General features: G+C 71.3%; 12 protein-coding genes. 8 read left to right on the top strand and 4 right to left on the bottom strand.

Going from position 1 to position 10,466, the window contains the following annotated elements; all coding sequences use genetic code 11:
• Positions 1–34 precede the first annotated feature (34 nt).
• On the top strand, positions 35–832 hold the full coding sequence (locus DSY14_RS24300; protein ID WP_211718943.1) for a phosphotransferase: 798 nt from the start codon (positions 35–37) through the stop codon (positions 830–832).
• A gap of 71 nt (positions 833–903) precedes the next feature.
• Positions 904–1,239: a hypothetical protein gene (locus DSY14_RS24295; RefSeq protein WP_211718942.1), complete on the top strand. Its 336-nt coding sequence runs from the start codon at positions 904–906 to the stop codon at positions 1,237–1,239.
• Between the two features lie 85 nt (positions 1,240–1,324).
• On the opposite strand, the gene DSY14_RS24290 is transcribed toward DSY14_RS24295, so the two are convergent.
• Positions 1,325–1,885 (bottom strand): XRE family transcriptional regulator, encoded by a 561-nt coding sequence (locus DSY14_RS24290; RefSeq protein ID WP_211718941.1) that lies wholly within the window; start codon positions 1,883–1,885, stop codon positions 1,325–1,327.
• Positions 1,886–1,925: 40 nt separating this feature from the next.
• Between DSY14_RS24290 and DSY14_RS24285 the strand changes: the two genes are divergently transcribed.
• Positions 1,926–2,444 carry a GNAT family N-acetyltransferase gene (locus DSY14_RS24285; RefSeq protein WP_211718940.1) on the top strand — a complete coding sequence of 173 codons (519 nt, stop codon included), beginning with the start codon at positions 1,926–1,928 and terminating at the stop codon, positions 2,442–2,444.
• Positions 2,445–2,559: 115 nt separating this feature from the next.
• Positions 2,560–3,567, top strand: a complete 1,008-nt coding sequence (locus tag DSY14_RS24280; RefSeq protein ID WP_307851322.1) for an EamA family transporter — start codon at positions 2,560–2,562, stop codon at positions 3,565–3,567.
• Between the two features lie 39 nt (positions 3,568–3,606).
• On the opposite strand, the gene DSY14_RS24275 is transcribed toward DSY14_RS24280, so the two are convergent.
• Both DSY14_RS24275 and DSY14_RS24270 read right to left on the bottom strand, forming a co-directional pair.
• On the bottom strand, positions 3,607–4,533 hold the full coding sequence (locus tag DSY14_RS24275; protein WP_211718939.1) for a ribonuclease Z: 927 nt from the start codon (positions 4,531–4,533) through the stop codon (positions 3,607–3,609).
• 88 nt (positions 4,534–4,621) lie between these two features.
• Positions 4,622–5,383 (bottom strand): MBL fold metallo-hydrolase, encoded by a 762-nt coding sequence (locus DSY14_RS24270; RefSeq protein WP_211718938.1) that lies wholly within the window; start codon positions 5,381–5,383, stop codon positions 4,622–4,624.
• 244 nt (positions 5,384–5,627) lie between these two features.
• On the opposite strand from DSY14_RS24270, the gene DSY14_RS24265 reads away from it, so the two are divergent.
• From DSY14_RS24265 to DSY14_RS24250, 4 genes are all read left to right on the top strand, one after another.
• On the top strand, positions 5,628–6,629 hold the full coding sequence (locus DSY14_RS24265) for a pirin family protein (RefSeq protein WP_211718937.1): 1,002 nt from the start codon (positions 5,628–5,630) through the stop codon (positions 6,627–6,629).
• Between the two features lie 272 nt (positions 6,630–6,901).
• Complete coding sequence (locus DSY14_RS24260) at positions 6,902–8,503, top strand: sodium-dependent transporter (protein ID WP_211718936.1); 1,602 nt, start codon at positions 6,902–6,904, stop codon at positions 8,501–8,503.
• Positions 8,503–8,610, top strand: a complete 108-nt coding sequence (locus DSY14_RS24255) for a methionine/alanine import family NSS transporter small subunit (RefSeq protein WP_211718935.1) — start codon at positions 8,503–8,505, stop codon at positions 8,608–8,610. The genes DSY14_RS24260 and DSY14_RS24255 overlap by 1 nt, the downstream gene beginning before the upstream one ends.
• A 93-nt stretch (positions 8,611–8,703) precedes the next feature.
• Complete coding sequence (locus tag DSY14_RS24250; RefSeq protein ID WP_211718934.1) at positions 8,704–9,654, top strand: phosphotransferase; 951 nt, start codon at positions 8,704–8,706, stop codon at positions 9,652–9,654.
• A 197-nt stretch (positions 9,655–9,851) separates the two neighbouring features.
• Here the strand turns inward: DSY14_RS24250 and DSY14_RS24245 are convergent, their stop codons facing one another.
• The gene (locus DSY14_RS24245) at positions 9,852–10,394 is read right to left on the bottom strand and encodes a type 1 glutamine amidotransferase domain-containing protein (RefSeq protein ID WP_211718933.1); all 543 of its coding nucleotides are present in this window, start codon (positions 10,392–10,394) and stop codon (positions 9,852–9,854) included.
• Positions 10,395–10,466 lie beyond the last annotated feature (72 nt).

The raw sequence follows: 10,466 nt of genomic DNA, 5'->3' as shown, positions 1-10,466 counted from the left end.
CCCGGAGACGGGCCACCCCCGAAGGAGCCCCGTCATGTCGACCGACCGGGACCGGCCGCTCAGCGGCGGCATGATGAACACCGTGACGCGCCGCGGCGACCGTGTCGTGCGCACCGCGCCCGACCACGCCCCCGCTCTCCATTCCTTCCTGACCCGCCTGTCCCGCACCGGGTTCACCGGAGCCCCCAGACCACTGGCATTGCATTCCGACGGTCACGAGGAACTCACCTTCGTCGAAGGCGACGTGGCCCTGCCGCCGTTTCCCGCGTGGGCCCTGCGGGACAAAACCCTCATCGAGGTCGCCGGACTCCTGCGCCGCTACCACGAGGCCGCCGCCACGGTGCCCTTCTCCTCCGACGCCTCGTGGCCGACCGCGCTCGGCGACCCCGGGGGCGGCACGGTGTTGTGCCACAACGACCCCTGCCTGGAGAACGTCGTCTTCCGCGACGGCCACGCCGTGGCACTCATCGACTTCGACCTGGCCGCCCCGGGCCGGCCGGTGTGGGACCTGGCCGCACTGGCCTTCTACCTCGGACCCACCCTCGACCCCGCGTCGGCGGCGGAGTCCGGGTTCGAGGGCCTCGACGCCCCGCGCCGACTACGGCTCCTCGCCGACGCCTACGACATGTCCGCGGCCGACCGCGAGATCCTGCCGGCCACCGTGCGCGAGTACAACGAGATCTCACGCGCCTTCGTGCGCGGCATGGTCGAACGCGGCGACCCCCTGTTCGTCCGCGCCCTGGAGCGCCTCGGCGGGTGGGCGCGCTGGGACCGGCGCCGCGCATGGCTCTGCGCCCAGGAACCCGTGTTCCTGCGCGCCCTGCTGGACTGATCGGACCCCACTCGTCCACAGGACCGGCCAGGGAGCGTGTTCTCGTCACCCCCGCCGGGCATCCTGGGGTCATGGACAACTCCGCTTCCGACCCCAGCGCACCGACCCCGTCCCCGGGCCGGCCCAACGCCGAGCACCTCGTGGCGGTCCTGACGCGTCACCGCGCCGACCTGGCCGGTGCCACCGGGGTCACCATCGGTTCCGGCGAGATCGTGCACGCCCTGACCACCCACATGTGGGCGGGGGTCTCGGTACCGGCCACCGGCTGTCACGCCGCCGTCGATCCCCTGCGTCTGCGCGCCGCACCGGGTGGGGTGAACTGCCGCCGTTGTCTGTCCCGGACCGACCGCGCCGACACCGCCATCCCCGGCCAGACCCTGTTGGATCTGTCGCCCTCCCGTCCGTGAGGTACCGGGTGCGCCGGTCCCGGAGCCATCCCTCCCGCCCCGGGGTTCGAGGCCCGGACCCGGGCCGCGTGCGTCCCGGACGGTGTCAGGTGCGTCGGGCCAGGGCGACCAGGTAACGGCATGCCTGCGGCGTGGGGTTGTGGTAGGCGCACGCCGTGGGCTCTCCCAGTCGTAGGCAGTCGCCGGGTCCCAACCGGTGCTCCACCTCGCCCTCGGTGAAGGCCAGGGTGCCCTCCAGCACCCAGATGAGGTGGTGGGTGAAGGTGTAGCTCTCCCGGGGGTAGGCCACACGCGCGCCCGCGGGCAACTCCACCTCGACCAGCTCCATCGGCCCACCCGGGGTGGGCGAGACCGCGCGTCGCCGATAACCGGTCTCCGGGTCGGTCCAGGTGGGTTGTTCGTCCCGGCGCATCAGGCGCCGCCCGTCCTGCTCGGCGTGGGCGATCAGTTGGGACAGGGTGATGCCCAGCGCGCCCGAGAGGCGCCCCAGCAGGGAGGCGGTGGGCTGGGCGTCACCGTTCTCGATCCGGCTGATCATCGCCCGTGAGACGCCCGATCGTTCGGCCAGGGTGCCACCGCTCAGGCCCCGCTCGTGGCGCAGTGTGCGTAGGGTCTGGGCCAGCGCGGGCCCCAGGTCGTCACTCATGCGTTCACCATAGTGCACACCTTCGTCTACCATCATCGACATGAGCTCCCTGCTGCACCGCGCCCTGATCCGCGACGCCACGACCGGCGACGCCTCCGTCTGCGCCGCGATCTACACGCCCTACGTCACCGACACCTCCATCACCTTCGAACTCACCCCGCCCTCGGCCGAGGAGATGGCCGCGCGCATCGCCACCGCCCAGCGCGACCACGCGTGGATCGTGCTGGAGGACGCCGGCACCGTGATCGGTTACGCCTACGGCGGCACCTTCCGCACACGGGAGGCCTACCGCTGGACCTGTGAGGTCAGCGTGTACCTGGACCGCCGACGCCGCGGTTCGGGCGCCGGACGAACGCTGTACTCCGCGTTGCTGCCCCGACTGGCCGCCCGCGGCATGCGCACCGCCGTGGCCTGCATGACCCTGCCCAACGACGCCAGCCTGGGTCTGCACCGCGCCCTGGGCTTCACCGACGTGGGCGTCATGCACGGGGTGGGGCACAAGTTCGGGGCCTGGCACGACGTCGCCTGGGCCCAGAAGGACCTCGTCCCCACCGGCTGACCCCCGCGGGCCACGGGCCGAACAACGCGCGACGGAGGCGCTCCTCTAAGCTCGGTGTGCCCACGGATCCACCTCCGAAGATCCCTTCATCACACCTCATGACCGGAGCGCCCGCGTGTCCGCCCACCCCACCCGCCACCGCCCCTCGGGGCTGGCCTTCGCCCTCGCCTCGGCCCTGGCCTTCGGCGGTTCGGGGGTCTTCGCCCGACCGCTCCTGGACGCCGGCATGGACTCGCTCCACGTCACCTGGTTGCGGGTGGCGGGCGCCGCCCTCATCCTCCTGCCGGTGGCCGTACGCCACTGGCGCCTGGTCGGACGCCGCCCCCTGCTGCTGTTGGCCTACGGGGTCTTCCCCATGGCCGGGGTCCAGGCACTGTACTTCGCCGCCATCGCCCGCATCCCGGTCGGCATCGCCCTGCTGTTGGAGTTCCTGGGCCCCGTCCTCGTGCTGTTGTGGGTCCGTGTGGTGCGCCGCCACCGGGTCTCCCCCGCCGCCGTCATCGGGGTGGTGCTGGCGGTGGCCGGGCTCGGACTGCTGTTGGAGGTCTGGGCGGGCATGCGCCTGGACGCCATCGGAGTGGGCCTGGCCCTGGGGGCCGCCGCGGCGCAGGCGGCGTTCTTCCTGCTGGGCGACGCCATGGGAGAGGACACCGACCCCCTGGCCGTCATCGCCTTCGGCGCGCTGATCGCCACGGTGCTGTTGGGGGCGCTGGCCCGCCCCTGGACCCTGCCCTGGGATCTGCTCGGCGGACCGCTCCCCCTGGGCGGGGTCGCACTGCCCGGTTGGGCCCTCGCCCTCTGGTTGGCGCTGGTGTGCACCGCCCTCGCCTACTTCACCGGGGTCTCGGCGATCAAGCGTCTGTCGCCCCAGGTCGCCGGAGGGGTGGCCTACCTGGAGGTCGTCACCGCCATCGTGCTGGCCTGGATCCTGCTGGGCGAGGCCCTCAACCCCATGCAGCTCCTGGGCGCGGTGGTGATCGTGACCGGTGCGTTCATCACCCAGACCGCGGTACCGAGCGCCCCGACGACCACCTCGGTCACCGGCCCCGACGCACCGGTCGCCGGCCCGGCCACCGCGCACTCCGGCGGCGCGGCACGCCCGGAACCCCCGAGCCCACGATGAACCCGCGCGGGTCGGACGTTCCCCGGCCCGCGCACCCGATCACCGTCGCGCGGGGAGCGCGATCCGGTCCAGGTCGGCCGCCAACACCACCTCGCCGTCGAACTCCTCGCCCGCCTGGGCCACGAAGGCCCCCTCATGCTCCTGTTCGTAGCGCTCCGACAGGTGGGTGAGCACCAACAGACGCACGCCGGCACGCGCGGCGATCCGCCCCGCCTGACGCGCGGTCAGGTGCCCGTAGGCGACGGCCAGATGTTCCTCCGTGTCCAGGTAGGTGGACTCGATCACCAACATGTCCGCCCCCCGGGCCGTCTCCACCGCCTGGTCGCACTCACCGGTGTCCATCACGAACGCGAACACCTGGCCGGGGCGGGTGACCGCGCACTCCTCCAGACGCACCGTGCGACCACCCACGTCCAGAGCGCCCCGGCTCCGCAGCCGGGAGATGTCGGGACCGCGCACCCCGAAGTGCTCCAACCGCTCGGGCAGCATCCGCCAACCGTCCGGCTCGACCAACCGGTAACCGTAGGCCGGCACCGAGTGGCGCAGCGGCAACGCCGTGATCGTGAACGGTTCGTCCCCGCCCAGCACACAGCAGCCCGCGCCGCCCACCGGTTGGGGCACGATCACGTCGGTGTCGTGAAAGGAGGTGGCGTGGCGCAGCCGGTCCCAGTACTCCTGCCCGACGGCCGGGTAGGCGGCCCGTACGGTGTGCTCCACCCGATCGCGCGCGATGTGCTGCACGATGCCCGGCAACCCCAGACTGTGGTCACCGTGGAAGTGCGTGACGCAGATCCGGGTGATGTCGGAGGCCGCGAGCCCGGCCAGGCGCATCTGCCGCTGGGTGCCCTCTCCCGGGTCGAACAACACCCCCTGGTCGGCCCACCGCAGGAAGTACCCGTTGTGGTTGCGTCTGCGGGTGGGCACCGCACTGGAGCTGCCCAGGATCACGAGTTCTCGTACGGACATGGCCGGCATCATCCCACCTCGTGCCACCGCATACATCCCGATACGACACCGCGCCCCGGTCGGGACACCGAACGGTCCCGGGGCCGGCTCAGCGCGCTCCCCGCTCCCGTGCCCGCGCCAGCACCGACCGCACCCCGCCGTTGACGGGCTCCCCGTGCCCGGGCAACAGCACCGTGTCCTCGGGCAGGTGACGCAGACGTTCCAGTGAACGCACCGCCCTCGCACCGTCGTGCGTGGACATCCCGCCCACCACACAAGGTCCCCCGTGGCCGGTGGTGGGGTCGTGGGTGACCAACGCGTCACCGGTGAAGGCCACCTTGCGATCGGCGAAGACCAACGCCGTGCTGCCCGGAGTGTGCCCCGGCATCGACACCACGCGGGGGCTGCCCGGGACCTGATGCAGCACCTCACCGTCGGTGAAGGTCGAGTAGGAGCGCACACGCGGTCCGCTGAACGCCCCGTGGTAGCCCAGATGCATCAGTGTGGTCGCCACCTTCGGGCGCCGCAGCAACGAGGAGAACAACGAACGCTCCGGAGGACAGTGCTCCATCGCGCTCGTGGGACCGTCGTGCAGGATCTGGGCGTCGCCCTCGTGCACCCACACGCTGGCACCACCGGCGTCACGGGCCCGCTCGGCCAGACCGGTGTGGTCGGGGTGGGCGTGGGTGAGCACCACCGAGCGCAGCCGGCCGCCCACCCAGGCCACCGCGTCCAGCAACTGACCGCTGTGCGCGGGCAGCCCGGCGTCCACCATCACCAAGCCGTCCCCGGTCTCCACCAGGTAGAAGTTCACCACCCGGTCTCCGAGCCGGTGCACACCCGGTGCGACCTGGGTGAAGGCGTCGAGCATGATCCCTCCCGGAGAGCCCTGGAACACACGCGCGAACACTCACCAGCATCCACCCAGGAGGGCGACGCGGTCCCGTTCGCCACACCGGACACACCCGTCTCATCCTCGGGCTCGCCGTCCTACCGGCCTCCCGGACCCGCGGCACCTCCGTGGGCACACGCACGCCCCCACGACCACCCACGACACCCGCTCCCGCACACGGCGGACCGTGCTTCACCACCCCTCCTGCACTAGCGTCGAAACCGTGAGCAACATCGAACCCCACCCCACAGAACAGAGGGTGTGCGCCGGCGAGGTCGACCGCCCCGGCCCCGAGCCCGACACCGAACTGTTGGAACCGCGCGAGGTGCCCCTGGGCGGACCACGCGCGATGCTCGTCCGCCGCGCCCTGCCCGGGAAGAACCGGCGTATGGTCGGCGCCTGGTGCTTCGCCGACGTCTACGGACCCACCGACGTGGCCGCGGGTGCGGGCATGCAGGTCCCTCCCCACCCCCACATCGGACTCCAGACGGTCAGCTGGCTGCTCCGGGGCACCGTGCACCACCTGGACGGACTGGGATCGGACCAGAGGGTCCGCCCCGGTCGGCTCAGCCTCATGACCGCCGGATCGGGCATCGCCCACTCCGAACGCACCCCCGAGGACGCCCCGGACCTCCTGCACGGAGCCCAACTGTGGGTGGCCCTGCCCGACGACGCGCGCGACGTGGCTCCGCACTTCGAGCACCACGCCGACCTGCCCGTCTTCTCCCTGCCCGGGGCACAGGTCACGGTGATCGCCGGCCGTGTGCACGGCCACACCTCCCCCGCCCGCACCTACACCCCACTCATGGGGGCCCAGGTACTGCTCGAACCCGGCCGGGACGTGCACCTGCCGGTGGAGCCCGGATTCGAACACGGCCTGCTGCCCCTGGACACCCCGATCCACGCCCATGGTCACCACGCCGAAGCCGGTTCCCTCATCCACCTGGGCACCGGACGCGACACGATCACGGTCCGCTCCGAGAACACCGCCCACCTGCTGCTCATCGGCGGAGAACCCTTCCCCGAGGACCTGGTGATGTGGTGGAACTTCGTGGGCCGCGACCATGACGAGATCGTCGCCGCCCGCACCCGCTGGGAGGCCGAACGCCTCGCCCCCACCACGTCGGCGCGCTTCGCCCCGGTGACCGAGGACCCGGGGCCCGCCCTACCCGCACCGGAGCTGCCCAACGCCCGGCTGCGACCGCGCCCACGCCACCGCTCCTGACCCACGCTCGGCCCCGCGCCCCCGCCGAAGGGGGCGGGGCGGCACCCCCGCGGCCACGATTCCCGGCCGCCGCGCATCAGCACAGGCCACCTCAAGATCCCCGGTAAGCGCCCCTTGCCCCACCACCCTCCCCACAGGTGTTGGACGAACGGACACCGAAAGGCCCCGAAGAAGCGACATCCAGCGCCCGGACCTGCTCCAACGATGCTCAAAGGGCCAAATGCTGCTACCGTGCCGATCGCGAACTACGGGATGATTTAGGAGACCTGAACATGGGGCAACAGCCTCGCGAGCAGTGGGGGACGCGCGCGGGATTCCTGATGGCCGCGATCGGATCGGCCGTCGGACTGGGCAATATCTGGCGATTCCCCTACGTCGCCTATGAGAACGGGGGCGGAGCCTTCCTCCTGCCCTACCTGATCGCGATGCTCTCCGCGGGCATCCCGCTCCTCATCCTCGAGTACAGCATCGGTCACCGCTACCGCTCCTCCGCGCCGCTGTCCTACCGGCGCATCTACCGCCCGGCCGAGGCCATCGGGTGGTGGCAGGTGGCCATCTGCTTCGTCGTGGCCGTCTACTACGCCGTCATCATCGCCTGGGCCGTGCGCTTCGTGGGCTTCTCCGCGACCGAGGCCTGGGGCAACGACACCGAGTCGTTCTTCATGAACGACTTCATCCAGGTCAGCGACACACCCGGCGCGGTCTCCGGGTTCGTCTCCGGGGTCGCCTGGCCGCTCATCGGTGTGTGGGTGGTGGCCCTGGTCATCCTCGTGCTGGGCGTGCGCCGCGGCATCGAGATCACCAACAAGATCGTCCTGCCGCTGCTGTTGGTCCTCTTCGGTCTCCTGGTCATCCAGGCGCTCACCCTGCCCGGCGCTGCCGACGGCCTCAACGCCTTCTTCACCCCCGACTGGGAGGCCATGCTCACCGGCAAGGTGTGGATCGCCGCCTACGGGCACGTGTTCTTCTCACTGTCGGTCGGCTTCGGCATCATGGTCACCTACTCGTCCTACCTGCGCCGCAAGGCGGACCTGACCGGCTCGGCCATGGTCACCAGCTTCTCCAACAGCTCCTTCGAACTGCTCGCCGGCATCGGCGTCTTCGCGTGCCTGGGCTTCATGGCCGCCAACGCGGGCGTGGGGGTCAACGAGGTCGCCACCTCCGGCATCGGGCTGGCGTTCGTCGCCTTCCCCGAGATCATCTCCAGCCTGCCCTTCGGCGGTCCCGTCTTCGGCATGCTCTTCTTCGGCTGCCTGGTCATCGCCGGCATCACGTCGCTCATCAGCATCGTCCAGGTGATCATCGCCGCGGTGCAGGAGCGCACCAACCTGGGGCGCGTCCAGAGCGTGCTCCTGGTCGGTGGCGCCACCGCGCTGGCCTCGATCCTGCTGTTCCCCACGCCCGAGGGGCTGCACTTCCTCGATGTCTTCGACCACTTCATCAACCAGTACGGCATCGCGCTGGCCGGCCTGGTCCTGGTCATCTTCATCTCCTGGATCGCGCGCCGCCTACGGGTGCTCGAGAAGCACGTCAACTCCGTCTCCAGCGTCTCCCTGGGACTGTGGTGGCGGGCCGCGCTGGGCGTTGTCACCCCGATCCTGCTCGGACTGGTGATGTGGGACAGCCTGCGCGCCGAACTCATGAGCAACTACGAGGACTACCCGACCGGGTTCCTGCTGGCCGCCGGTTGGGGCGTGGCCATCGGCGCCATCGTCTTCGGCATCGTCGTCTCCTGCTTCCCCTGGAAGCGAGCCGACGCCATCGCCCGCGCCGACGCCCGCCAGGCCACCGACCAGGACGGCGACGAGCCCGCTCCGCTGGCCGAACCCACCGAGATCACCGAGACCGACGCCGCCCGTAAGGAGGACCGCTGATGTCCACCAGCGCCATCGTCATGATGATCATCTCGATCGCCGTGCTCTGGGGCGGCCTGGTCGCCGCACTGATCAACCTGCGCCGCCACCCCGACAACGGGGAGTAGGCCACACCGTCGCGCCGGGGTCGTCCGACATCGTCGGGCGGCCCCGGCGGCCGTTCGTCCGCCCCACGCTCCGCCACGTGCGAGAATCCTCCGATGACCACGTACATGAGCGCCGAACAACGGGCCGCCCGCACCGACCACGCCATCCGAACGGCCGTGGAGGCCGCGCGCGACCTCGGGCTCACGGTGACCGATCCCCGGGTGCTCCATGACGTGTTCTCGGTCGTCGTCCACCTGGCCCCCGCACCGGTCGTGGCGCGGGTACCGACCATCCTGCCGCAGAGCACCGACCCCGACACGCTCGCCGAGCGCCAACGGGCCGAACTCGACGTCACCCGCTGGCTCGCCGCCCAGGGTCTCCCCGTCCTGACGCCCAGCCCCCTGGTGCCCACCGCACCCGTCCGCCGCGACGGACTGTCGATGACCTTCTGGACCTACACCGAACAGCGACCGAACAGCGCACCCGACTACATCGCCAACGCCGAGAGCGTCGCCGCGCTGCACGCGGCCCTGAGCACCTACCCGGGACCGCTCTCGTTCCTGTCCTCGGCCGAACCCGACTTCGTCACCGACGCCTTCGCGCGGCTCACGGACCACCCCGACCTCATCACCGCCCAGGACCTGGATCGCGCCCGCGCGCAGTGGGATCTCCTGGAACCCCTGGTGCGTTCACGCGCCGCCTTCGAGGCGCGCTTTCCCGGGATCGAGCTCCGCCCGATCCACGGGGACGCCCCGGCCGCCAACATCCACCACGGTGTCGACGGTGACTTCCACGCCGACTTCGAACTGGTCACACTCGGCCCGGTGGAGTGGGACCTGGCCGCGCTGGGACCCGACTATGAGGCCGCCTACGACCGGGGCGCCCGACGGGCCGGCCTGCGCCCGCTCGACGCCGACGTCATGGCGTTCGTCAACGCCGTCGGCGCGCTCCGGGCCATCGCCTGCCTCATCCTCGTGCCGCAACAGCCCCTCCTGGAGGAGCCGTTGAAGGCAGCGGTCGATCACTGGCGTGGCGGCCCCGCCGTCGACACCCCAACGAGCTGACCTGAAGGAACGGCGGTGGGGCGGGCGCGTCGACGCGCGTGGAGTGCCCACCCCGCGGGAGGCGCTTTCGCCAGGAGCGGGCCCCGACCGGCGCCACGGCGCGCAGGGTGGGCGCGCAGCGGTGCACCCCGTGACCGGACCCCGCGCACATCGATGCCCCGGCGCCGTCGCGCCGGGGCATCCTCCGTTGCACGGGTTCAGGCCGCGAACTCCCGAACGATGCGCGCGCAGAACGCGGGCAGGTCGTCGGGGTTGCGACTGGTGGTGACACCGTGATCGGTGACCACCTCCTCCTCCACCACCGTGCCCCCGGCGTTACGGATGTCGGTGCGGATACTGGGGTAGGAGGTCAGGGTGCGCCCTCGCACCACATCCGCCTCCACCAGGATCCAGGGCCCGTGACAGATCGCCGCCACCGGCTTGCCGGCGGCCACGAAGTCGCGCACGAACGCCACGGCGTCGGCGTCGGAGCGCAGGTTGTCGGGGTTGATGGTGCCACCGGGGACCACCAGGGCGTCATAGTCGCCCACCCCCACCTTGGCGACCTCACGATCCACCTCGAACCGGTCGGCGGGTTCGATGTCCCCGTTCATCGCCTGGATCCGACCATTGCGCAGGGACACCAGATCCACCCGGGCCCCCGCCTCGGTCAGGGCCTTGCGCGGCTCCACCAGCTCCACCTGTTCGACCCCGTCGGCGGCGAGCAGTGCCACCGTACGGCCGTTGAGTTCTCCTGCCATGGTGTCCTCCTGCGAGAGATCACGTGCGATCGACCCCGGACCTCGGTCCGTGCCACGTCGACGCCCCTACCC

Source organism: Nocardiopsis sp. MG754419 (genome assembly GCF_018207095.1).
In the GTDB taxonomy this organism is placed as follows: Bacteria; Actinomycetota; Actinomycetes; order Streptosporangiales; family Streptosporangiaceae; genus Nocardiopsis.
Note: the sequence above shows the minus strand (reverse complement) of the source record. Positions and strands in the feature narration are given on the sequence as shown.

What these genes read in the sequence shown, in the direction of transcription:
- DSY14_RS24300 (WP_211718943.1), top strand. Translation starts at nt 35, where the DNA reads ATGTCGACCGACCGGGACCGGCCGCTCAGCGGCGGCATGATGAACACC.
- DSY14_RS24295 (WP_211718942.1), top strand. Translation starts at nt 904, where the DNA reads ATGGACAACTCCGCTTCCGACCCCAGCGCACCGACCCCGTCCCCGGGC.
- DSY14_RS24290 (WP_211718941.1), bottom strand. Translation starts at nt 1,885, where the DNA reads ATGAGTGACGACCTGGGGCCCGCGCTGGCCCAGACCCTACGCACACTG.
- DSY14_RS24285 (WP_211718940.1), top strand. Translation starts at nt 1,926, where the DNA reads ATGAGCTCCCTGCTGCACCGCGCCCTGATCCGCGACGCCACGACCGGC.
- DSY14_RS24275 (WP_211718939.1), bottom strand. Translation starts at nt 4,533, where the DNA reads ATGTCCGTACGAGAACTCGTGATCCTGGGCAGCTCCAGTGCGGTGCCC.
- DSY14_RS24270 (WP_211718938.1), bottom strand. Translation starts at nt 5,383, where the DNA reads ATGCTCGACGCCTTCACCCAGGTCGCACCGGGTGTGCACCGGCTCGGA.
- DSY14_RS24260 (WP_211718936.1), top strand. Translation starts at nt 6,902, where the DNA reads ATGGGGCAACAGCCTCGCGAGCAGTGGGGGACGCGCGCGGGATTCCTG.
- DSY14_RS24255 (WP_211718935.1), top strand. Translation starts at nt 8,503, where the DNA reads ATGTCCACCAGCGCCATCGTCATGATGATCATCTCGATCGCCGTGCTC.
- DSY14_RS24250 (WP_211718934.1), top strand. Translation starts at nt 8,704, where the DNA reads ATGACCACGTACATGAGCGCCGAACAACGGGCCGCCCGCACCGACCAC.
- DSY14_RS24245 (WP_211718933.1), bottom strand. Translation starts at nt 10,394, where the DNA reads ATGGCAGGAGAACTCAACGGCCGTACGGTGGCACTGCTCGCCGCCGAC.